Source organism: Collinsella sp. LCP19S3_B11 (assembly GCF_052121915.1).
Lineage (GTDB): Bacteria > Actinomycetota > Coriobacteriia > Coriobacteriales > Coriobacteriaceae > Collinsella.
Window position 1 is genome coordinate 159,898 of record NZ_JBQKDI010000003.1, and the last position, 22,279, is coordinate 182,176.

Annotated in this window: 18 protein-coding genes; 13 read left to right on the forward strand and 5 right to left on the reverse strand. The window is 59.1% G+C overall.

Annotated features, from left to right (window positions below; genetic code table 11):
- Nucleotides 1-61 precede the first annotated feature (61 nt).
- The 3 genes from ACTQV4_RS03280 to ACTQV4_RS03290 are packed head-to-tail and all read right to left on the reverse strand — an operon-like array spanning nucleotide 62 to nucleotide 4,730.
- Nucleotides 62-1,918, reverse strand: a complete 1,857-nt coding sequence (locus tag ACTQV4_RS03280) for an ABC transporter ATP-binding protein (RefSeq protein ID WP_441031269.1) — start codon at nucleotides 1,916-1,918, stop codon at nucleotides 62-64.
- Nucleotides 1,918-4,284: an ABC transporter ATP-binding protein gene (locus ACTQV4_RS03285; RefSeq protein WP_441569284.1), complete on the reverse strand. Its 2,367-nt coding sequence runs from the start codon at nucleotides 4,282-4,284 to the stop codon at nucleotides 1,918-1,920. Before ACTQV4_RS03285 ends, ACTQV4_RS03280 begins: the two co-directional genes overlap by 1 nt.
- The gene (locus ACTQV4_RS03290; RefSeq protein WP_154514934.1) at nucleotides 4,281-4,730 is read right to left on the reverse strand and encodes a MarR family winged helix-turn-helix transcriptional regulator; all 450 of its coding nucleotides are present in this window, start codon (nucleotides 4,728-4,730) and stop codon (nucleotides 4,281-4,283) included. The genes ACTQV4_RS03285 and ACTQV4_RS03290 overlap by 4 nt, the downstream gene beginning before the upstream one ends.
- A 250-nt stretch (nucleotides 4,731-4,980) precedes the next feature.
- Here ACTQV4_RS03290 and ACTQV4_RS03295 point away from each other — a divergent pair, with 250 nt between their 5' ends.
- The 11 genes from ACTQV4_RS03295 (at nucleotide 4,981) to ACTQV4_RS03345 (ending at nucleotide 16,373) form a co-directional block, all read left to right on the forward strand.
- Nucleotides 4,981-5,730, forward strand: coding sequence for an SDR family NAD(P)-dependent oxidoreductase (locus ACTQV4_RS03295; RefSeq protein ID WP_427728112.1), 750 nt, complete (start codon nucleotides 4,981-4,983; stop codon nucleotides 5,728-5,730).
- A gap of 108 nt (nucleotides 5,731-5,838) precedes the next feature.
- Nucleotides 5,839-6,861 (forward strand): 2-keto-3-deoxygluconate permease, encoded by a 1,023-nt coding sequence (locus tag ACTQV4_RS03300; RefSeq protein ID WP_427794436.1) that lies wholly within the window; start codon nucleotides 5,839-5,841, stop codon nucleotides 6,859-6,861.
- A gap of 469 nt (nucleotides 6,862-7,330) precedes the next feature.
- Nucleotides 7,331-9,382, forward strand: coding sequence for a formate C-acetyltransferase (pflB, locus tag ACTQV4_RS03305; RefSeq protein ID WP_427718174.1), 2,052 nt, complete (start codon nucleotides 7,331-7,333; stop codon nucleotides 9,380-9,382).
- 85 nt (nucleotides 9,383-9,467) lie between these two features.
- Nucleotides 9,468-9,719 (forward strand): autonomous glycyl radical cofactor GrcA3, encoded by a 252-nt coding sequence (gene grcA3 / locus ACTQV4_RS03310; RefSeq protein WP_055252439.1) that lies wholly within the window; start codon nucleotides 9,468-9,470, stop codon nucleotides 9,717-9,719.
- A gap of 549 nt (nucleotides 9,720-10,268) precedes the next feature.
- On the forward strand, nucleotides 10,269-11,123 hold the full coding sequence (locus tag ACTQV4_RS03315; RefSeq protein ID WP_441540232.1) for a DegV family protein: 855 nt from the start codon (nucleotides 10,269-10,271) through the stop codon (nucleotides 11,121-11,123).
- Between the two features lie 186 nt (nucleotides 11,124-11,309).
- The gene (gene pflA / locus ACTQV4_RS03320; protein ID WP_427718181.1) at nucleotides 11,310-12,128 is read left to right on the forward strand and encodes a pyruvate formate-lyase-activating protein; all 819 of its coding nucleotides are present in this window, start codon (nucleotides 11,310-11,312) and stop codon (nucleotides 12,126-12,128) included.
- A gap of 227 nt (nucleotides 12,129-12,355) precedes the next feature.
- Entirely contained in the window at nucleotides 12,356-13,474 is a 1,119-nt protein-coding gene (locus ACTQV4_RS03325) for a serine hydrolase (RefSeq protein WP_441540233.1), read from the forward strand.
- Nucleotides 13,475-13,553: 79 nt separating this feature from the next.
- Nucleotides 13,554-14,291, forward strand: coding sequence for a 5'-methylthioadenosine/S-adenosylhomocysteine nucleosidase (gene mtnN / locus ACTQV4_RS03330; protein WP_441540234.1), 738 nt, complete (start codon nucleotides 13,554-13,556; stop codon nucleotides 14,289-14,291).
- Between the two features lie 42 nt (nucleotides 14,292-14,333).
- Entirely contained in the window at nucleotides 14,334-14,924 is a 591-nt protein-coding gene (yihA, locus tag ACTQV4_RS03335) for a ribosome biogenesis GTP-binding protein YihA/YsxC (protein WP_055252447.1), read from the forward strand.
- 101 nt (nucleotides 14,925-15,025) lie between these two features.
- Nucleotides 15,026-15,709, forward strand: a complete 684-nt coding sequence (locus ACTQV4_RS03340; protein ID WP_441054943.1) for a DUF3990 domain-containing protein — start codon at nucleotides 15,026-15,028, stop codon at nucleotides 15,707-15,709.
- A 31-nt stretch (nucleotides 15,710-15,740) separates the two neighbouring features.
- Nucleotides 15,741-16,373, forward strand: coding sequence for a helix-turn-helix transcriptional regulator (locus ACTQV4_RS03345; protein ID WP_441040819.1), 633 nt, complete (start codon nucleotides 15,741-15,743; stop codon nucleotides 16,371-16,373).
- A gap of 395 nt (nucleotides 16,374-16,768) precedes the next feature.
- Here the strand turns inward: ACTQV4_RS03345 and thrB are convergent, their stop codons facing one another.
- Together thrB and thrC are read right to left on the reverse strand one after the other, a co-directional pair.
- Nucleotides 16,769-17,650: a homoserine kinase gene (thrB, locus tag ACTQV4_RS03350; protein WP_154514914.1), complete on the reverse strand. Its 882-nt coding sequence runs from the start codon at nucleotides 17,648-17,650 to the stop codon at nucleotides 16,769-16,771.
- 156 nt (nucleotides 17,651-17,806) lie between these two features.
- Nucleotides 17,807-19,324, reverse strand: coding sequence for a threonine synthase (gene thrC / locus ACTQV4_RS03355; RefSeq protein WP_441540235.1), 1,518 nt, complete (start codon nucleotides 19,322-19,324; stop codon nucleotides 17,807-17,809).
- Between the two features lie 103 nt (nucleotides 19,325-19,427).
- On the opposite strand from thrC, the gene ACTQV4_RS03360 reads away from it, so the two are divergent.
- Both ACTQV4_RS03360 and ACTQV4_RS03365 read left to right on the forward strand, forming a co-directional pair.
- Entirely contained in the window at nucleotides 19,428-20,816 is a 1,389-nt protein-coding gene (locus ACTQV4_RS03360; protein ID WP_441540236.1) for an aspartate kinase, read from the forward strand.
- A 220-nt stretch (nucleotides 20,817-21,036) separates the two neighbouring features.
- Nucleotides 21,037-22,062 (forward strand): aspartate-semialdehyde dehydrogenase, encoded by a 1,026-nt coding sequence (locus ACTQV4_RS03365; protein ID WP_154514908.1) that lies wholly within the window; start codon nucleotides 21,037-21,039, stop codon nucleotides 22,060-22,062.
- Nucleotides 22,063-22,279 lie beyond the last annotated feature (217 nt).

Below are 22,279 nucleotides of genomic sequence, written 5' to 3' on the forward strand. Positions count from 1 at the left end.
ACGGGGCACAGGTTGTCCTGCGCCCCCGTTTTCGGGTGTTATCCGTTCCCTGCGGCAGAATTTACGCCGCTTCGTCGAACTGCGAGTTGTACAGGTCGGCGTAGAAGCCGCCTTGGGCGAGCAGCTCGTCGTGCGTGCCCTTCTCGACGATGTCGCCGTCGCGAATTACCAAGATCACGTCGGCGTTGCGGATCGTGGACAGGCGGTGTGCGATAACAAAGCTGGTGCGGCCCTGCATCAGCGCATCCGTGGCGCGCTGAATAAGCTCCTCGGTGCGGGTATCGACGTTGGATGTCGCCTCGTCCAAAATCAGCGCCGGGCGGTCGGCCAAAATGGCGCGGGCAATGGTCACGAGCTGGCGTTGGCCCTGCGAAAGGTTGGTGCCTTCCTCGTTGATCATAAAGTTGTAACCGCCGGCGAGCGTATGGATAAAGTGGTCGCAGCGTGCAGCGCGTGCAGCGGCCTCGACCTCGGCATCGCTTGCATCGGGGCGTCCGTAACGGATGTTCTCGCGGATGGTGCCGTTAAACAGCCACGTATCCTGCAACACCATGGCAAACTCGCCGCGCAGTGCCGCGCGGTCCCAATCGCGTACGTCGACGCCATCGACGCGCAGCGAGCCGCCGTCCACGTCGTAGAAGCGCTGAAGCAGCTTAATGAGCGTGGTCTTGCCCGCGCCGGTGGGACCGACGATGGCGATGGTCTGGCCGGGCTGTGCCTCGCAGCTAAAGTTGTGGATGATGGTCTTGTCGGGCGTGTAGCCAAACTTGACGTGGTCAAACTCCACATGGCCAGGGCGCTTTTCGGGAATCTGCGCGTCGGCCTTCTGCTCCTCCTCGGGCGCGGCCAGGAACTCAAAGACGCGCTCGGTGGCAGCGGCCATAGACTGCATCGTGTTGCTCACGTTGCCCAGCTGCTGCACGGGTTGCGTAAAGTTGCGAACGTACTGGATAAAGCTCTGGATGTCGCCGGGCGTGGCATTGCCGGTCAGCGCGAGCTGTGCGCCCACCACGACGACGCCCACGTAGCCCATGTTGCCCACCAAGCTCATAAGCGGCATCATCAGGCCCGACAGGAACTGCGAGCGCCAGCCACTAATAAAGAGGCGGTCGTTTTGACGGTCAAACTCTTCGATTGAGGCCTCGGCGCGGTCGAACACCTGAATGACGTTCTGGCCGGCAAAGTCCTCCTCGATAATGCCGTTGACGGTGCCCAGGACCTGCTGCTGTTCGCGGAAGTACGGCTGCGAGAAATGAATCATCACGGTCAGGATAATCGCGGCGGCCGGCAGTGTGAGCACGGTGACGCCGGTAAGCGGCAGGCTGATCGACAGCATCATGACGAGCACGCCGACAATCTGCGTCACCGACGTGATGAGCTGCGTCACGCTCTGGTTGAGCGACTGACCCAGCGTATCGACGTCGTTGGTGATGCGGCTGAGCACATCGCCCTTGCTGTGTCCGTTAAAGTAGCTCATCGGCACGACGGCAATCTTGGCGGCGATCTCCTTGCGCATGCGGTAGCAAATCTTTTGCGTGACGCCGGTCATGAGCCAGCCCTGGATGAGGCTGCAAACAGAGCTTGCCAGATACAGGCAGAGCAAAAAGCCGAGCGTCTTGGCGATCCAGGCAAAGTCGACATCGCCGGTACCGTTGACCTTGGCGACCAGGCCTTCGAACAGCTTGGTCGTAACCTGGCCGAGCACCTTGGGTCCCACAATGTTAAAGACGACCGAGCACACGGCAAAGGCGACGGCGGCAAGCACGGCAACCTTGTGTTGACCGATATAGCCGAGCAACTGCCGCATGGCGCCCTTAAAGTCCTTGGCCTTCTCGCCGCGGCCCATGCCACCCATGCGGCCCATGGGACCGCGCTGGCGGGTGGGCTTGGGAATCTGAGTCTTGGTCTCGTCTGCCATTAGTGCTCGCCTCCCTCCATAACGGCTGCAATTTCTTCTTGAGTGAGCCCCAGCTCCTCGGCGGAAAGCTGCGACTGTGCGATCTCCAGGTACGCCGGGCAGCTGTGCAGCAGCTCCTCGTGCGTACCAGTGCCCACCACGTGGCCGTCGTCGAGCACGATGATCTGGTCGGCGTGCATGATGGTCGCGATGCGCTGGGCTACGACAACGAGCGCGGCGTCGGTAACGTTTTTGGCAAGCTCTTCGCGCAGGCGCGCGTCGGTCTTGTAGTCGAGGGCGCTAAACGAGTCATCGAACACCAGGACCTCGGGCTTTTTTGCCAACGCGCGGGCGATGGCCAGACGCTGGCGCTGACCGCCCGAGACATTGGAGCCGCCCTGGCTGATGGGGGAGTCGTAGCCGCCCTCGCGCTCGGCGATAAAGTCCTCGGCTTGGGCGATGCGCGCGGCCTCGTGCATGTTCTCGTCGCTTACCATGTCGCCGGCAAACTTAAGGTTGCTCTCCACGGTGCCCGAGAACAGACGCCCCTGCTGCGGGATGTAACCAATGCGGCGGCGAAGCTCGGAAAGGGTCATATCGCGCACGTCGATACCGTCGAGCGAAATGCTGCCGCCCGTGACGTCGTATAAGCGCGGAATCAGCTGTACGAGCGTGGACTTGCCCGAGCCCGTGGAACCAATGATGCCGAGCATCTGACCGGCATGCGTGGTGAAGTTCACGCCGCTAATGACGTCGGCGCGGGCATCGGGATACTGGAAGCTCACGTCGCGGAAGGTGAGCTCACCGTGCGGTGCGCTGGCCGCGGGCAGTTTGGGCGAGGCGGGGTCGTTGATGCTCGTGGGGCAGGTGATGACCTCTTCCACGCGCTCGGCTGCGACCTCGGCGCGGGGCAGGATGACCGAAACCATGGTGAGGATCATAAACGCCATGACGATCTGCATGGTGTAGGAGATAAACGCCATCATGTTGCCGACCTGCATCACGCCATCGGACACGCCCTGCGCGCCAAACCAGACGATAAGCACGGTGATGCAGTTCATGACGAGCATCATGAGCGGCATCATAAAGCTCATGGCACGATTGGTGTAGAGCTGCGTGGTCATTAGGTCGAGCGAAGCCTTGTCAAAACGCTCGAGCTCATGCTCCTCGCGGTTGAACGAGCGGATGGGCATAAGGCCGTCGAGCAGCTCGCGGGCGGTGAGGTTCACGCGGTCCACAAAGCTCTGCATCTTTTTGAACTTGGGCATGGTGAGGCCCATAAGCACGCCGACGACGGCCGAGACCGCGATGATGGCCACAGCGATGGTCCATTCCAGGCCGGTGTGGTTGGCCAGGACGCGCATGACGGCGACGATGCCCATGACGGGGGCCATCAGGCACATGCGGATAAACAGGGTTGAGGCCATCTGAATCTGCTGAATGTCGTTGGTGCAGCGGGTGATGAGCGAGGCCTGGCTAAACTTGCCCACCTCGGCCGGCGAGAAGTGCATAACCTTGTTGAAGGTCTCGCGGCGCAGGTCGCGTGCGATGGAACAGGCGGTGCGCGAGGCCACGGCGCCGGTCAGGATGGTGGCGATGAGCGAGATCAGGCACAGACCAAACATCGTGGTTGCCATGCGGCCCAGATAGGCGTTCTGCACGTCGGCGGGGTCGATGCCCTGCGCCTTGTACTCGTTTTGTACATAGCTCACGGCGCGTTGGGTCACGATGGAACCCGACATGGAGCCCATTTTGTCCGCCATATCGTTGGCACCCTCGACGAGCTTGCCCTGGTCGATTAGGCCGCCTTCAACGCCTAGGCGCAGGCTCTTCATGGTGATCTTACCGCCGTCGGTATCAATCTGCTTTTGCATGTTCTGCGCCGCCGCGGCCTTCTGCTGCATCTCGGCGAGCTGCTCGGGCGTCATTGCCGCCATCTGCTCGGGGGTGGGCATGGCCTGGGCGGCGTTGTTGTTATTCTCGCTGGACGAACCCATCATGTCATCCATGGAGTTGGCGTCAATGCCCTGGTTGAACGAAAGGACGACGGTCTCGGGCAGGCTCACGATGTCGGCAATCTTGCCGCCGTCGGCGCGCTCTTCCTCGGTGCCCTTGTACGTTCGAATGCCGTTATTATCCGCCTTGCTAAACACGGCCTCCACAGCTTTGGCGTCCTTATCGCTCATAAAGAGTTCGAGGTCGTCGAGCGATTCGGTGCGAATGGTGTCAGGTACGGGCGAGGCGATACCGCCTTGCTGCACGCCCACGTCGACGATGTCGCTCATATACGTAGGCAGCGCCAGATCGGCGTTGCAGCTGATTACGATAAGTACGATAGCTGCGAACAGTGCCAGGACATGCTTTTTAAAGAGCTTGAGAATCCTCACTCGGCATCTCTCCTTTCTTGATTGCGGTCGATAATTTCGTTGGCACGCCTAAGAAGGCGCACCATCTCTTGGGTATCTGTTTCGCCGAGCTGCTCGAGGAAGGCCGCGGTGCGGTCCTCGAATTCCCGATGCTTGATTTCGAGATCATGGAATCCCTTGTCGGTCACCGTGACGTGTACGCGACGACGGTCGGTCTTTGAGTGCTCGCGCTCGACCCAGCCTTTGGCTTCGAGAGCGCGCAGGATATTGGCGATGCGGGCGCTCGAGACCCAGGCACGATCGGCGAGTTCGCTTGGCGTGAGCGAACCGCCAGCGAGCATGAGGGCGCGCATGACGGCCATCTCACCACTGAGGGCTTTGTCCGCAAAGCGCGAAATGCGCTGATGCATACTGCCGAACTCGGTAAGGAGCTGACGCCCAAGTTCACGGAAATCGGTATCTTTCACCGAAAACCCCTAACACTAGAAACTATTTTTGGTAGAAGATGATACCCCCATATGCGGGCCTCATGCAGTGGGCAATATTAAGAACGCATAAAGACTTAAAATAATTCAATTGCTGAAGCGTTTCAAAGAACTATCATGCCCGCGGTTAGGCGAGGGGTTGTCACCACCATGACGACTGGGACTCATTTATCGCCATGTGCGATGCTCCAACTTCCCGCAAGGAGACATCTGAATCAAGGGGGTTGGAGTCATGGCATTTGACTTCACGGGTAAAACCGCGATCGTTACCGGTGGCACTCAGGGCATTGGCCTCGAGATTGCCAAGGGTATCGTTGCGGGCGGCGGACACGTCGCGCTCATCGCAAGGAACGCTGCTAAGGGCGAGGCGGCTGTGGCCGAGCTTGGCGAGGGCAACAAGTTCTATCAGCTCGATGTCGCCGATGCGCCCAAGGCGCGCGAGACCGTCGAGCAGATTTTTACGGACCTGCCGCAAACCAACATCCTGATCAACTGCGCCGGTGTCATCAGCACCAAGAAGTTTGACGAGATCGACGACACCGAGTGGCGTCGCACCATCGACATCAACCTCAACGGCACCTTTACCATGATGAATGCCGTGTACCCGCACTTTAAGGCGGCACATGCCGGCACTATCGTCAACGTGAGCTCCGTTGCTGGCAAGATCGGCGGCGGCCTGCTCGGCACCGCGGCCTACGCGAGCTCCAAGGCCGGTGTCAACGGCCTTACCAAGGCGGTCGCCAAGGAGGGCGGTAAGTTCGGCATCCGCTGCAACGCTGTGTGCCCGTCGCTCACGCTTACCGACATGACGTCGATCCTTTCTGACGAGAACTCTCAGCGCATCATCAACGGTATTCCTCTGGGCCGCGCCGCCCAGGCCAGCGAGCCTGCGCAGATGGTGCTGTTCTTCGCTTCCGACCTCGCCAGCTTCGTGAACGGCGAGATCGGTGACTGCGACGGCGGCATCGTCCTGGACGGGTAATACCCCGCGGTAATCGTTTGGCGGCGACCCTGGCGAATCGGGGTTGTCGCCTTCTTTCTGACATAGGCGCGTGCGGCTACGATTCGCATGCATCCAAAGGAGATATATATGAGTGAATCGACTGCGGTGGAGGCGCCGGCTGCAAAGGAGCCGTTCTTTAAGATGTCGTCCATCCCGGGCGCCAATATTTTGGTGCCGCTTTTGCTGGGCTGCTTGCTCAACACGCTATTCCCCGACCTGTTCAAAACGCTCGGCAGCTTTACGCTTGGCATGACCCAGCAGGGTGCAAGCCCACTCGTGGGCGCTTTTTTGCTCATCGTCGGTACGACGATTTCGTTTAAAAGTGCGCCTGCCGCCGCTGCACGCGGCGCCATCATCATCGCTGTCAAGCAGATCGTGGTCGTTGCCGTGTCGCTGCTCATCCTTTATGTATTCAACGACAACCTGTTTGGCATCTCTGCCATGGTGATGCTGGCGGCTTGCACCGGCGCCAACAACGCTATGTACGCTGGTCTGATGGGCACCATGGGCAACGAGGCCGAACGTGGCGCCGTCGCCATCACCACACTCGTTGTCGGCCCTCCGGTCACAATGATCGTGCTCGGCGCTGCTGGCCAGGCTCCGATCGGCTGGTCGCTCGTGGGCGCCATCCTGCCGATCGTCGTCGGCATTATTCTGGGTAACCTCTTCCCGAGCTTTAAGAAGATGATGGCTCCGGCACTTTCCGCCATCATCGTGCTCGTCTTCTTTGCCATGGGCTCGACCATGACCTTTGGCCAGCTCATCAACGGCGGTCTTCCCGGCATCCTGCTCGGCGTGATCTGCTCGGTGGTCTTTGCAATTCCCGTCATCGCGGTCGATAAGTTCACGGGCGGTACGGGTGTCGCAGGTGCGGCCATTTCGAGCTGCGCCGGAGCCAATGTGGCCACGCCTGCCGCCATGGCGAGTGTCAACGAGGCCATGTACGGTGGCGCCGTGCTCGCGACGGCTACGGCGCAGGTTGCAGCGTGCGCCATCGTGACGGCCATTTTGACCCCGCTGGTCACCAGCTGGTGCTACAAGCATTTTGAGGGCCAGGGTCACGGCGACAGCAAAAAGGCCGCGGCCGACAAGGTCGCCGCAGCCGCTTAATGCCAAGCGGCAATCAAAGCTAAATAACTAGCCACGCCACAGGGCGGCCCCGGGGGAAATCCCGTGGCCGCCCTGCAGTTTCTGTGGGTCTCTGGGGCACTTTACCCTGCTAAAGCTGGCATAACAGCTAGAGTGAACGTCGTACAAAGGCAAGGAAAAATACCAAACAAATCGGTGAACGGTAGTTGTTCGCGCTCGCATTTCCTGCGGATTTGTTAAAAACGCCCTAATGGTATAAAAAAAGAAACATATAACAGCCCTGATGAAGGGGGTGGCTATGTTATCCTTCTCAAACGGGTGAAATCTTGGGTTTTGGGTTGCAGTTCCAAGGTGGACAAACGTTTTTCCCTGTGCTAACGCGCGATGGAAGGCGAATGAAGCCGGTCATGCAACCCGAACATTCAAGAATTCAATAAGCAGCGGTGTGAGAGAGCGCCGCATTATACGTAACTAGGAGCGTGGTTACACAATGCAGGAGGCATGGGAAGGCTTCAAGGAAGGCATCTGGACGGGAGAGGTTGACGTCCGAGACTTCATCCAGAAGAACTACACCCCCTACGAGGGCGACGAATCGTTCCTCGCCGGTCCGACCGAGCGTACCAAGGAGCTGTGGGGCGAGGTTCTCGACCTGCTGCTCAAGGAGCGCGAGCAGGGCGGCGTCCTCGATATGGATACCAAGACTGTCACGGGTATCGTGAGCCACCCCGCTGGCTACATCGATAACGCCCACCGCGAGAAGGAGACCATCGTCGGTCTTCAGACTGACAAGCCGCTCAAGCGCGCTCTGCACGTCAACGGTGGTATCCGCATCGCTTGCCAGGCTGCCAGCCAGCACGGCTACAAGATCGACGAGAACGTCGTCGAGCGCTACACCTTCGAGCGCAAGACCCACAACGCCGGCGTCTTCGATGTCTACACCCCCGAGATGCGTGCTTGCCGCTCGGCTCACATTATCACCGGTCTGCCCGATGGCTATGGCCGCGGCCGCATCATCGGCGACTACCGTCGTGTCGCCCTGTACGGCGTCGACTACCTGATCAAGGATAAGGAGGCCCAGAAGGCTTCCACCCCGACGGTCATGACCGCCGACAACATCCGCGATCGCGAGGAGCTGCAGGAGCAGATCCGCGCCCTCGGCGAGCTCAAGATGATGGCCGAGACCTATGGTTTCGATATTTCCAAACCTGCTACCAACACGCAGGAGGCCATCCAGTGGATGTACTTCGCCTACCTCGCTGCCGTCAAGGAGCAGAACGGCGCCGCTATGTCCATCGGCCGTACCTCTACGTTCATCGACATCTACGCTGAGCGCGACCTTGCCAACGGTACCTTTACCGAGGAGCAGATCCAGGAGTTCGTGGATCACTTCATCATGAAGCTCCGCATGGTCAAGTTTGCCCGTACCCCCGAGTACCAGGCCCTGTTTACCGGCGATCCGCAGTGGGTCACCGAGTCCATCGGCGGCATGGGTGTTGACGGCCGTACGCTCGTTACCAAGATGAGCTTCCGCTACCTGCACACGCTCGAGAACATGGGCACCAGCCCCGAGCCCAACATGACCGTTCTGTGGTCGACCCGTCTTCCCGAGAACTTCAAGAAGTTCTGCGCCAAGACTTCTGTCGCCAGCTCCTCGGTCCAGTACGAGAACGACGACCTCATGCGCGTTTACCATGGCGACGACTACGGCATCGCCTGCTGCGTGTCCTCCATGCGCATTGGCAAGGAGATGCAGTTCTTCGGCGCTCGTGCCAACCTGGCCAAGTGCCTGCTGTACGCACTCAACGGCGGTGTTGACGAGGTCTCCAAGAAGCAGGTCGGCCCCAAGTATCGCGCCGTCGAGGGCGACACGCTCGATTACGATGACGTTATGGCCAAGTACAACGACATGATGAAGTGGCTCGCTGGCGTGTACGTCAACTCGCTGAACATCATTCACTACATGCACGACAAGTATTGCTACGAGCGCATCCAGATGGCTCTGCACGACAAGCACGTGCACCGCTGGTTCGCTACGGGCATCGCTGGCCTTTCCGTCGTGGCTGACTCCCTGTCCGCCATCAAGTACGCCAAGGTTCACCCCGTCCGTGACGAGAACGGCATCATCGTCGACTTCGAGACCGAGGGCGAGTTCCCCAAGTACGGTAACGACGACGACCGCGTCGACCAGATCGCTCACGACGTTGTGCACCAGTTCATGGAGTACATCCGCATGAACGACACCTACCGCAACTCCGTGCCCACGACCTCGGTTCTGACCATTACCTCCAACGTCGTGTACGGTAAGAAGACCGGCTCCACGCCCGACGGCCGCAAGGCTGGCCAGCCGTTCGCCCCGGGTGCTAACCCCATGCACAAGCGCGATAGCCAGGGCGCCATCGCTTCGCTGTCTTCGGTTTCCAAGCTCCCGTTCCGCGATGCCCAGGACGGCATCTCCAACACCTTCTCCATCATCCCGGGCGCGCTCGGCAAGGAGGACCAAGTGTTCTTTGGTGATATCGACCTTGATCAGCTGGGCGAGTAACTATTGTTAGTGCTATACTAACAATAACGATTACTGATTAGTGCGACGGTTTCGGCCGGCGCCTATCGATTGAAGGAGACACATTATGAAGGTTTCTGAAGTTTCCGAGACTCAGGCCGACAACCTGGTCCACATGCTCGACGCTTACGCCGAGAAGGGTGGCCACCACCTGAACATCAACGTCTTCAACCGTGAGACGCTGCTCGACGCTCAGGCTCACCCCGAGAAGTACCCGCAGCTGACCATCCGCGTTTCCGGCTATGCCGTGAACTTCCACACGCTCACCAAGGAGCAGCAGGACGAGGTCATTTCGCGTACCTTCCACAACAAGTTCTAAAGGGACTCAACTCCCACCGAAGACCCGGTAAGGCCTACGCACTTTGCCTCTCAAACGTCCTCGCCGCTTCGCGGCTGCGGAATGTTTGCGAGGCAAAGTGCTCCCGGCCTTGCCGGGTCTCCTGCGTTATCGCACTTTAGGGAACCACGCTAAATTAAATTGGTGTCCTCGGACATGCAAGAAGCCCTCGCTGCGCACTTCGTGCGGCGAGGGCTTCTTGCGTCCTGCGGAATGTTTTGGGAGGTAGCCCAAACAGCCCCGGCGGGGTCCTGTGTAGTCACCCTTTAGGCGGAACTCTCCTAATGGGCTGAGCGTTCTGGATACTTACTTGCTACCGTTTATCGCGTATAGCTACCGTTTGCGGAGTAAGTAACACTTAGTAATAAACCGTGTAAAATCTCAGTTAAGAACGGAGTTTTCCAGGGAGACGCTGTCCTTTGTTTTGTGCAAGGGACGGCGTCTCTTTGGCGCTTGGAGACCGTTCTGTAGCAGGACGGCGGACGTGCGTCACATATTAAAAAGTCAACGTCGAGATGGGTCGTGATAAGAATGGGCAAGTACGTAATCGTGGTTGAATCTGGTTCGGATGTGACGCCAGAGCTCTGCGAACGCTACGGCATCGTGCGTGTGCCCATGCATGTCACGATTGGTGACGAGACCGTCGAGGACGGCTCGATCGATCCGCTCGAGATCTATTCGCGCTGCAACGAGTTTGGCGTGATGCCCAAGACCAGCGGCTGCGCGCCGGCAGATTTCTCTCGCGTGTACGACCGCATTCACGCCGAGCAGCCCGACGCGACCATTTTGCATCTTGCGTATTCCGAGGCCACGACCTGTTCGCATCAGTCCTCGAAGATCGCGGCAGAGGGGCGCGACTACGTGTTCTCCATGGACACGCGTTTTGTCTCGGTGGGCCAGTCGCTTGTTGTCGTCGAGACCGCCAAATACATCGAGGCTCATCCCGATGCCACCGTCGACGAGATCTTCGCCTTCGCGAACTCCGTTATGGACCGCGTGTTGCTGGGCTTTGTTCCTACCGACCTTGCCTTCCTTAAGGCGGGCGGTCGCTTGTCCAACGTGGCGTTCCTAGGTGCCCATCTGCTCAAGATTAAGCCCTGCATTGAGGTAACGGGCGGCAAGTTCGTGGCGACCAAGAAGTTCCGCGGCTCTATGCTCAAGTGCGCCCGCGCCTTTATTGACCACATGGTTGCGAAGGGCGAAATTGACTACTCGCACATTGGCCTGGCGTATTCGGTAGGCCTTTCCGAGGAGCTGCGCGACGACATGGAAGTCTATGCGCACGACCTGGGCTTTAAGGACGTTACCTGGACTCAGGTCGGCGGCGTCATCTCGAGCCATTGCGGCCCGACCGCCTTCGGCGCGGTGCTCACGCTCAAGGCGTAACGCCTGGTGTCTATCGATTTCTATTGCCTCGGCGGCGGGCGGGTTGCGACAACCTTCCCGCCGCTTTTGCATGGGGCCAAATAGGACAATCAAATTGACCGCTAAACCGTTTCGCCATCAAGCATATAGGCTAGAATGACTCTGGCATTTATGTAGCTAAAACCAATGAGAGGCAAGGTAGCGGGAATGGCTGAGATGAAGCTCGAGGGTATGGACGCTCGTCCTGAGGACTCCGCGTTTGCCCTGGGCCGCGTGCATTCGATCGAGACGATGGGAACGGTCGATGGACCCGGCATCCGCTTTGTGGTGTTTGTTCAGGGCTGCCCCATGCGCTGTGCGTATTGCCACAACCCCGATACCTGGTCGGTTAACGGCGGCACCATGGTGACCGTCGAGCACCTGATAGACGAGTTCCAGAGCAACCATGAGTTTTACCGCAGCGGTGGTATTACGGTATCCGGCGGCGAGCCGCTCCTGCAGCCTGAGTTCTTGGCCGACCTGTTCCGCGCAATGCACAACAACCCCGATGGTCGCGTACATACCTGCTTGGATAGTTGCGGCTATGCGTTCGACCCCGCGCATCCCGAGAAGTTCGATGCCGTACTCAACGAGACCGATATGGTGCTGCTCGACATTAAACACGCCGATCCCGTCGAGCATAAAAAGCTGACCGGTTGCGATCCTGCGCGCATCCTGGCGTTTGGCGATGAGCTGGCGCGTCGCAGGATCAAGGTCGTTATCCGTCACGTGGTAGTACCGGGCATTACCGACACGGCAGAGGAGTGCGAGGCACTCGGTCGTCTGATTGCCCCGTGGCATAACGTGGTGGGCCTGGAAATGCTGCCGTATCACACGATGGGCGTCGTCAAGTATGAGCAGCTGGGGATTCCCTATAAGCTCGAGGGCGTTCCGCAGATGGATACCGCGCGCATGCCCGAGCTGCGCAACGCCGTCATGACGGGCATGAAAAAACGCCGCGCGGAACTCAAAAACGCCATCGGCTAGGGGTAGCTCATTTGGGGCCGGTAGGGTGGAGAAGTAGCTAAAAGAGCCCCGTCCTAAAAAGACTGCTCTCTGGGTTGCGGTGAGATGCGCAACAGAATCGTGCCATTTGGATAAATACGCTTGTGGTTTCTTTAAAGACACCTTAAACGCTTCTGAATATCTTTGGAAAGAAATGCCTGCTCGGTATTATGCTGCTCGTATATGAACGGGAGCAATCAGGAGACCACGTGCGAAACAACGCATCGCGGGACGAGCATGTGCCGCAGCATAGCAGCAGATATGAGACGAAGGGCACGTCTTCGCGTGGCCTTGCCGACGCCCGCATCCGCGTGACGAAGATTGCCGCCATGGGGATGCTAACGTTGGCGGTTATTATCCTCGGAATTACCGCTAAAACCTACGCGTCGGAGCGAATGGCACACTCAGATGCGTCAACGGTACAGACGCAAAACAAAAAGGTCTCTAAATCTAAAGCCACCGCAAGTCAAACCCTGTCGACAGCGAGCCTCAAGACGAGGCTTTCGAAGGCGGACTTTAACGATATTCCCTCAGGCGATACCGTGCAGACCTTCTCACTGGTTGATGACCAGATCCCCGTCCTTGAGGATGAGAGCCTCGCCGCGCTCCAAGATACCCTTGATCAGGCCCAGGAATTGGGCGACGTGGGTGTGGTGTTTTACGATCTGTCGAGCGGCAAGGGCGTGACGTATAACGCGGACGCCGAGGTGTACGGTGCGAGCAGCTACAAGGCGCTCTATGTACTCTACGTCTGCGAGTTACTGGTCGAGACAGGGCAAGTATCGCTCGATGATACTCTGGGCACCTATGGCGGCTACAGTATGGGCTGGCTGACGGTTCGCGACCTGATCGAGACCTCGGTCGTCAACTCGGATAACGACTCGTTTATCGCGTTGCGTGCAACGTTTGATCAAGATGGCTACGAGGATTGGATTGCCGCACTCGGCGTCGAAGACGAGGTCGCGCTCGATCCAATGAGCGATTTCCCAACCTACTGCCCGCGCGCCTCGGCCAAGTTGTGGCGCGAGATGAGCGAGTATTTGAGCCGCGAGAGCGAGACGTCGCAATGGCTGTCGGGCCTTCTGGCCTCTACGACCCGGTCCTTTATCCGTGACGGCATTGCGGACGACCATGTCATGGTGCGTAACAAGGCCGGTTGGATCAGCGAGGCAGGTTGCAATGCGACGTGCGATGCTGGCCTCATCGATGTCGATGGCGACACCTACATTATGAGCATCATGTCATCGATGCCGTGGAGTGACCGTTCGAGTGAGGCCGTGGCCGCCATCGCCAAGGCGCTCTACGATACCCGCGCTGCGTTGGCCTAACGGCTTCGTATTGCGCGGTTGAGTCAAAATGCTGGTACCATACCGTGGATAAACAGTTTTCACAGGTTTGGGGGATGGTATGCCTGCCATCGCAATCATCGGTGCACTCGAAAAAGAGGTTGCGCAGATTAAAGAAGAACTGAACGGCGCCCATGTGTCGCAAGAGGCAGGCTTGAGCGTTGTAAGCGGCGAGCTCAACGGTCTGTCAGTGGTCGCCACGACCGCTGGCATGGGAACCGTAAACGCCGCTGGTGCAACACAGCATCTCATCAGCAAATATGCTCCGCAGGCCGTTGTGTTTTCGGGCATTGCGGGTGGCTTAAACTCCAAACTCCATATCAATGACGTGGTTATTGGCAAGTGCCTGCGCTATCTGGATACCGACACGGCGCTCATCGCCGAGTCGGCGCCGGAGCTTGAGGAGTTTGCCTCGACACCGGCTCTGGTTGACATCGCCACCACCGTGCTTGCCGAACATGGGTTTATCGATGCTGACGCTTCCGATTCCGCTGCGGAGAAGGACCCTAAGCAGTTCCTGGTTGGCACTATCGCTACAGGTGACCGCTTTGTAACGGGCGACGCTATGCGCACCGCCGCCATCGACGCGACGCATGCCGATTGCGTTGAGATGGAAGGTGCTGCGATTGCCCATATTGCAGCCAAGAACGGTGTCGATTGTCTGGTGCTGCGTGCTATCAGTGATAATTGTGACGAGGCATATGACGCGTTTTGCGAGCGAGAGTTCGATTTGGACGAGTACGCCCGCACCGCGAGCGGCATCACACTCGATATCGTCCGCTGCATCGCCGCTGCGTAATCGTGCATCCCTATTGTAAGAACCTACGACCAAGGAGTATCCATGGCCGATTCCATTAACTACCAGCTTGCCAAGTTCGTCGCCAGCTACGGCAAGGTTTCGCAGATCCCCGAGTCCACCTGTCCCGAGGTGAGCTTTGTGGGCCGCTCCAATGTGGGCAAGTCGTCCATCATGAACAAGCTCTTTGGCCGCAAGAACCTGGTCAAGGTTTCGAGCACGCCGGGCAAGACGAGCAATATCAATTTCTTCGAGGCCGACGACGTGCACTTTGTGGACCTGCCGGGCTACGGTTTCGCCCGTCGTTCCAAGGCCGAGCGCGACCGCTGGGCCGAGCTCATCGGCGACTTCTTCGACTCCGAGCGCAGCTTTAACCTGGTTGTGTCGCTGGTGGACATTCGCCATGACCCCAGCAAGCTCGACCATGACATGATCGACTACCTGCAGGGCAACGAGTTCAACTTTATCGTCTGCCTCACCAAGGCCGACAAACTCAGCCGCACCCAGCAGGCCCGCCAAGCGGCAGCCATCAAAAAGCAACTCAACGTCCCGGCCGAAAACGTAATTATCACAAGCTCCCAGACCGGCACCGGCATCGACGAGCTCAAGCGCCGCATTGCCGAGGCCTGCCTCTAGTAGGGGCTCTTGGCAGACAATAGTTTGCATCTATCTATATCACCCCAGTGATAGTTGTTGGTACACTATCACTGGGGTGATATTTTTATTCGGAGGTCGATATGGAGCTTTGGCACGGGTCGGAGGTTGTTGTCGAACGTCCGTCGTTGGATAAATGCAGACAATTCAATGACTATGGGCGCGGGTTTTATTGCACGCCACATGAGGAAATGGCGATGGAATGGGCATGCCGGACCGAGTCTGATGGCGTTGCCAATCGATATGAGCTTGATTTAGATGGCCTTTCGGTCTTGGATTTGGAGTCTGGGGAGTTTTCAATCCTCAATTGGCTTGCAATTCTGGCGAATAACAGAGAGTTCAATGTTTCGACGCCATTGGCGCGTGAAGGGCTTCGCTATCTACTTGATAACTGCTTAATTGATACATCTCCTTATGACGTTATTCGAGGCTATCGTGCTGACGACTCCTATTTTTCGTTTGCAAGACAGTTTGTCAGCGGCATGATATCGCTCAGACAGCTGCAACGAATCATGTGCTTGGGTGATTTGGGTATCCAATATGCCCTTATGAGCGAGCGCGCATTTTCGATGATTAGATTCTGCGATTGGAAGCGGGCTTCGGGGTCTGAGTTTTATCCCAAGCGTTTTGAGCGAGAGCAGAATGCTCGACGCAAATACTTGGATACGGTCAATGGGTTCGATTCCGAAGGCATCGACATTAGGGATTTAATGGCAGGGAGGGTTGATTTAAATGATCCAAGAGTTAACAGATCGTGGGCCGAGTAGGACATATCCCGTCTACTACCTCGAGGACGCAATGAACAACCTCGGCGACTGCTTCGACTATGCCGTCAATGACTATGGAGCAGAAGGATCTGAAGTTGCTGAACTCTTTTGCCTGAGCGGGGTTGCTCGCGAGTTTGAACGCGGCAACGCATGGGTAGTGTCGGGAAAATCGGGTGTTGAGCTGTTCGCGCTTATCGCTGAAAGGTCGGGCTATCAAAACAGGCCTATACCGGACTGCACCTATCGATTTGAGAAGACGCCGGAATATTGGGCGGGCTGGATGCTGGCATACCTGCAGTGGCGCCTAGGAGAGTCTTTCGAAGATTTGCTGCATGTCGTTCCATTTGATGTGCTGCGCAGTCTGTATTACCCCTGGCACGAAGCCTCGGAGGAACGAGTGGTTCGCCTCGTCTGCGATATGGCGAAAAAAGCGTCCAGGCAAACCAAACTTGCGTTAGCAAGAAAGAAACTTAAGAAAACCCAACAAGACCTAGCATACGAATCGGGTGTGTCACTCCGCTCAATCCAAATGTACGAGCAGCGCCAGAGAAACATCAATGAGGCTTCGGTAACAAGCGTAAGAGCCATAGCAAAAGTCCTCCACTGCAACATCGAAGACCTCCTAGAACCAGTCTTCGAATACAAGGAACCCAGTGCGGCGTAAACCAAGCACATAGTCGAAGCCTGTTGCTGGTAAGTGCTCCAGCCTAGCAAGAGCCCCTATCAATAAAGGGCCATAATTTCAGCCCGGCGCCCCTTCAAAGCGTGGGTCCCTATAGACATCGCTAGCCACGTTGCCATAGGGCCACCCGGGGGCATCCCCTTAAAAACATTCCGCAGCACGAGGCCCGCTTATCCGCAGCTCCGAAGGGGCGCAATATTAAATCAGCGAATGCGATTATCCTGTCGAGGTCGCGTAGGTCTCCTTGGGGCTTCCCCTGAAAACAATCCGCAGATCGAATTGCCCCCTCGCGCGAAGCGGACGCCCGGGCAAATCATGATCGAGGACGTTTTCAGGGGAAACCCCAAGGAGACCGGTGAGAGCAATGAGACAGGGCGCTACAGGTACTCGATTTGAGCGCCCTCAGTGTCGCACGTTAGAATATGCGTCTCACACTTGGGGAACTGCTCGCGCAGCTTGACCTGCAGGAATTTTGCCACGATAGTGTCGTCGGTCACAGCCATAAGGGTAGAGCCCGAACCGCTGATCCAGATGGTCTTGGCGCCGCCGTTAAGGCAGGTGTCGCGCACAGCGTTGTAGTCGGGAATCAGGCGACGACGATAGGGCTCCTGGATGCGGTCGTCATTGGCGGCGGCAATCAGGTCGAGGTCGCCGGCCTCCAGGCCTCGCGTCATGCCGGCGATACGGCCCATTTGCCATACGGCGGTGGAGAGCGGAATCTCCTGCGGCACGACCTTGCGCGCCTCGCTCGTGTGAACCTCGTAGGGCGGAATCACGGTAATAAAACGCAAGCGATCGCTCACCTCGTAGCGCAGGCACTGGGGGAGCGAATCGGTCGGCGTAAAGGAGCAGACGGCGCCGCCCAGGATGGCGGGAGCGACGTTATCGGGATGGCCCTCGACCTCGGTGGCAATGCGGACGAGCTCAGCGCGGTCGACGGTGTGGCCTGTCAGTGCGGCGGCGGCCATAATGCCAGCGACGACGCAAGTGGAGCTGGAACCCAGGCCGCGAGCGACGGGTACATCGGTTTGAATGTCGATGGCGACGGGAAAAGCCGGCTCGCCCCATGCGGCCAGCGCATCGACAAAGCTGACGTAGACCAGGTTGTTCTCGTTTTGGAACTCCTCGGGGCAGCCCGTGATGGTGAGCTTGTCAGCGCGCTCGAAGGTGAAGTGCGAGTAGAGGCTGACGGCCATGCCGAGGGTGTCGTAGCCGATGCCTAGGTTGGCGCTGGTTGCTGGGACGGTGATCTTGATCATGTGGGTCCTCCTGGCGTGCCTGGCTGTTTAGTTTGCTGCTTGTGCGGAACTCGCGACGAACTAAACAGCCAGGCACGCTGTGCGCGTTCGTCATCATCCCGGGGGTTATCTGATAAAAGAAGGTGCGCCGGCTTTCGCCGGCGCTTAATAAGGGTTTTAGTTGGTAGCCATCTTTTTTGCTGCAGACTCGACGTAGCTTGCCATCTCATCGACGTCACAGACGTCTTCGAAGCGGACGGGTTTGGATTCGAGCTCGGCGAGCTGTGCCGGTGCGGCCGTATTGGTGGCCTGCTCGAGCACGCGCATGGCCTCAAAGTCGTCCTCGGGAACGTTGAGACCCAGAGCATCGCAGCAGGCACGCGGGAACTTGTAGGGGCTGGCGGTCGAAAGCAGCACACGGGCCTTGGCGCCCTCGGCGGGAGCGACCTTTTCAAAGACGTGATAGCCGCAAGCGGTGTGCGGGTCAATCACGTAGCCGTTCGCATCCCAGCAGCTCTTGATGGCAGCGAGGACCTCGTCCTCGCTGGCCCAGCCGCAGCCAAAGACGCTCTGAATCTTTGCCAGCAGGTCGGCGGGAACCTCATAGTGACCAGTCTTTGCCAGCTGCTCCATAAGGCCGGCAACAAGCTCGCAGTCGCCATCGGACAGGAAGTAGAGCATGCGTTCCAGGTTGGAGCTGATGAGGATGTCCATCGACGGCGAGATGGTCGTGAAGAACGGACGGTTGCGGTCGTAGACGCCGGTGGTCAGGAAGTCAGCCAGCACGTTGTTCTTGTCGCTCGCGACAATGAGCTTGGCGACGGGCAAACCCATGCGCTTGGCATAGTAGCCGGCCAGGATATCGCCAAAGTTGCCGGTCGGTACGCAGAACTCCACAGCGTCGCCGGCCTCGATGGCGCCGGCGCGCAACAGCTGCGCATAGGCGGCAAAGTAGTAGACGACCTGCGGCACCAGACGGCCGACGTTGATGGAGTTGGCACTCGAAAGCACCGTTCCGGCGGCCTCCAAGCGCTCGGCAAGCTCCTTATCGGCAAAGATGCGCTTGACGGCACTCTGGGCATCGTCGAAGTTGCCGCGAATGCCGCAGACGGCGACGTTATCGCCTTCCTGTGTGGACATCTGCAGATTCTGCACGCGGCTGACTTTGCCTTCGGGATAAAAGACGGTGATGCCCGTGCCCGGAGCGTCGGCAAAACCGGCGAGTGCGGCCTTGCCGGTGTCGCCCGACGTGGCGGTGACGATCATGATGCGTTCGGCGCCGCCGTCCTTGGCGGAAGTGCGGGCCATGAGGCGGGGGAGCATCTGCAGGGCGACGTCCTTAAAGGCACTCGTGGGGCCGCCAAAGAGCTCCATCACATAGGTCTGAGGGGCGTCAGCGCCCGGCGCAGCGTCGAGTTTGACGAGCGGCGTAACCTCTTCACTCGCGAACGTGCCGCGATATGCCTCATTCACACAGGCCGAAATTTCTTCGCCCGTGTAATCATTCAGTAACATTCCCAACACATCTTGAGCGATTTCAAAGTACGATTTATCTGCAAGCGAGCTGATATCGACCTGCTGGGTGCCGAGCTCGTCCGAGACAAACAAACCCCCGTCGGGAGCGATGCCGGTGCGGATTGCCACCTTACTTGAGCACGATAAAGTGCGTCCTCGTGTACTATGATAAGTTCCCATATAACACTGCTCCTCGGATGCCTTGGTCCCAATCGGTGAAACCATGGTATCAGAGCGCGCAAAACAGGTTCGCAGAGGCTTTTAGAAAGGTAACCTCCAGCCCATGATTAAGATTGCCAAGTTTGGCGGCTCGTCGGTCGCCGACGCCGAACACTTTAAGAAGATCAAGGCCATCGTCGATGCCGACCCGGCCCGCCGTTTTGTGGTGGTTTCCGCCTGCGGTCGCCGCTTTAAGGGCGACACCAAGGTGACCGACCTGCTCTACCTGGTTAACGCGCACGTTAAGTATCACGTGTCGTGTGAGGAGCTGCTCGAGGACATTGGCCAGCGCTATTTTGATATCGCTGACGAGCTGGAGCTCACCTATCCCATCCGTGAGGAGTTCGCGGCCTTTGCCGAGCGCGCCCGCTCGGGCGGCTACTCCACCGAGGAGCTTGTGAGCCGCGGCGAGTACTTCACCGCTCGCCTGATGGCCGAGTACCTGGGCCTGCCGTTCCTGGACGCCGCGACGGTTGTGGCGTTCCATCACGACGGTACGCTCAGCATGAACCGCACCTCCGAGCTGGTGCAGGAGTACGGTCAGCAGGGCGGCTTTGTTATGCCCGGTTTCTACGGCGCGACGCGTGAGGGCCAGATTAAGCTGCTCGATCGTGGCGGCGGCGATATCTCGGGCTCGATCCTGGCCAAGTGTCTGGGCGCCGACCTTTACGAGAACTGGACCGACGTCTCGGGCTTCTACTCTGCCGATCCGCGTATTGTTCCCGAGGCTCAGCCCATTGCGCGCGTTACCTACGAGGAACTGCGCGAGCTTTCGTACATGGGCGCAAGCGTCCTGCACGAGGAGGCCGTGTTCCCCGTGCGCGAGGCGGGTATTCCGCTGGTCATCAAGAACACCAATGCGCCGCAGGACCCCGGCACCATCATTAGCGAGACGGCTGATGAGGGCGAGGCGGAGCCCATCATTACCGGCGTGACCGGCAAGCGCGGTTTTGTCGCCATCAACGTGGCCCGCGATCGCACCAAGCCCCGCGTCGGCTTTATGCGCCGTGCACTTTCGGTCTTCGAGCGCTATGACGTTTCCGTCGAGCACATGCCCACCGGCGTCGACCGCTTTGGCGCCGTGGTGCAGGAGCAGGATGTGCACGATTCGCTGTACTCGCTCGTGGGCGACATCCAGCAGGAGGTTGAGCCGCTCGAGATTGAGGTTGTCGAGGGCCTGGCGCTCATCGCGACCGTCGGTCGTAACCTGCGCGGCCGCGCAGGTATTTCCGGCCACCTGTTTGGCATGCTCGGCCAGGCTGGCGTGAGCGTGCGCATGATTTCGCAGAGCTGCGACGAGATCAACATCATTATCGGTGTCGAGGATAAGGACTTCGACCTGGCGATTCAGACCATTTACCGTGCCTTCTCCGACGAGAACGGCATTGTGAAGGTCTCCGATCTGGAGGCTCCTGCACCGATTGAACCCGCCCTGGCTGCCCTCCACAAATAGCGACCATTCCGGTAGATTTTTGGGATATGTCTAGAAATCTACCTTTTGGCGCATGAGTGGGTTTTGAGGCATGTTCCAAAAAATCTAGTGCGGGGCGTTTCGTTTCGGTTTCTTTTCGACGGGGTGGGTTTCGTGTCCGCCCCGTTCTTGTATACACTGGGCAAGAATATCCTGCCTGCTCGGCGTGCGGGCAAAAGCCACAACCTTTAAAGGGGGAAGCATGAAACAGTACACGGTTGCTATTTTGGGCGCGACGGGGGCCGTGGGCACCCAGATGCTCGAGTGCCTCAACGAGCAGGAGTTTCCGGTTGGCAAGCTCAAGCTGCTGGCGAGCGCGCGCTCTGCGGGCAAGACCGTCGAGTTCCGCGGCGAGCAGGTTGTTATTGAGGAGGCTTGCCCCGAGGCCTTTGAGGGCTGCGACATCGTACTCGGCGCTGCCGGCGACGATATCGCCAAGGAGCTGCTGCCCGAGGCTGTCAAGCGTGGCGCCGTCGTGGTCGACAACAGCCACGCCTTCCGCATGGATCCCGAGGTGCCGCTCGTCGTGCCCGAGATCAATGCCGACGACATCAAGTGGCATCACGGCCTTATCGCTAACCCTAACTGCGCAACCATCATCGGCCTGGTTCCCACCTGGCCGCTGCACAAGCTCGCCGGCGTGAAGCGCATGATCGTCTCGACGTACCAGGCGGCTTCGGGCGCTGGTGCTCCCGGTATGGCCGAGCTCGAGGCCCAGCTGGCCGCCCTGGGTCGTGGCGAGGAGATTCCCGAGCCGCGCGCATTTGCCGCCCAGTTGGCGAGCAACCTGATTCCGCAGATTGGCGGCGTCAAGGAGGAGGGCTTTACCTCCGAGGAGATGAAGTTGCAAAACGAGGGTCGCAAGATTATGCACCTGCCCGAGCTGCGCGTGAACTGCACCTGTGTGCGCGTGCCTGTGCTGCGCTCGCACTCCGAGAGCATTACGCTCGAGTTTGAGCGCGACATTACGGTCGAGGAGGCCCGTGCTGCGCTGGCTTCTGCCCCGGGTGTCAAGCTGGTCGACGACCTGGGTGCCGAGGATGCGCACGACCGATTCCCCATGCCGATGGACACCTCCGACCAGGACCTGATTTGGGTCGGTCGCGTGCGCCGCGACATCTCGAACCCCGAGGCCGCGCGTGGCATCACCTTCTGGTGCTGTGGCGACCAAATCCGTAAGGGCGCGGCAACCAACGCCGTCCAGATCGCCAAGCTGCTCTGCGAGTAGCGGTGGAACTGTCCGGCGGTGGCCGGGCTCAGCTTTCAGCTTTCAGAACGTCCTCGACCATGTGCGGGGGGGGGGGGGGGGGGGGGGGGGGGGGGGGGGGGGGGGCGGGCGGGGGGGGGGGGGGGGGGGGGGGGGGGGGGGGGGGGGGGGGGGGGGGGGGGGGGGGGGGGGGGGGGGGGGGGGGGGGGGGGGGGGGGGGGGGGGGGGGGGGGGGGGG

Bases quoted from the DNA above. Each gene is read 5' to 3' on its own strand.
- ACTQV4_RS03295 (WP_427728112.1), top strand. From the start codon at position 4,981: ATGGCATTTGACTTCACGGGTAAAACCGCGATCGTTACCGGTGGCACT.
- grcA3 (WP_055252439.1), top strand. From the start codon at position 9,468: ATGAAGGTTTCTGAAGTTTCCGAGACTCAGGCCGACAACCTGGTCCAC.
- ACTQV4_RS03345 (WP_441040819.1), top strand. From the start codon at position 15,741: ATGAACAACCTCGGCGACTGCTTCGACTATGCCGTCAATGACTATGGA.
- ACTQV4_RS03340 (WP_441054943.1), top strand. From the start codon at position 15,026: ATGGAGCTTTGGCACGGGTCGGAGGTTGTTGTCGAACGTCCGTCGTTG.
- thrC (WP_441540235.1), bottom strand. From the start codon at position 19,324: ATGGGAACTTATCATAGTACACGAGGACGCACTTTATCGTGCTCAAGT.
- mtnN (WP_441540234.1), top strand. From the start codon at position 13,554: ATGCCTGCCATCGCAATCATCGGTGCACTCGAAAAAGAGGTTGCGCAG.
- ACTQV4_RS03300 (WP_427794436.1), top strand. From the start codon at position 5,839: ATGAGTGAATCGACTGCGGTGGAGGCGCCGGCTGCAAAGGAGCCGTTC.
- pflA (WP_427718181.1), top strand. From the start codon at position 11,310: ATGGCTGAGATGAAGCTCGAGGGTATGGACGCTCGTCCTGAGGACTCC.
- thrB (WP_154514914.1), bottom strand. From the start codon at position 17,650: ATGATCAAGATCACCGTCCCAGCAACCAGCGCCAACCTAGGCATCGGC.
- ACTQV4_RS03280 (WP_441031269.1), bottom strand. From the start codon at position 1,918: ATGGCAGACGAGACCAAGACTCAGATTCCCAAGCCCACCCGCCAGCGC.
- ACTQV4_RS03365 (WP_154514908.1), top strand. From the start codon at position 21,037: ATGAAACAGTACACGGTTGCTATTTTGGGCGCGACGGGGGCCGTGGGC.
- ACTQV4_RS03360 (WP_441540236.1), top strand. From the start codon at position 19,428: ATGATTAAGATTGCCAAGTTTGGCGGCTCGTCGGTCGCCGACGCCGAA.
- yihA (WP_055252447.1), top strand. From the start codon at position 14,334: ATGGCCGATTCCATTAACTACCAGCTTGCCAAGTTCGTCGCCAGCTAC.
- pflB (WP_427718174.1), top strand. From the start codon at position 7,331: ATGCAGGAGGCATGGGAAGGCTTCAAGGAAGGCATCTGGACGGGAGAG.
- ACTQV4_RS03315 (WP_441540232.1), top strand. From the start codon at position 10,269: ATGGGCAAGTACGTAATCGTGGTTGAATCTGGTTCGGATGTGACGCCA.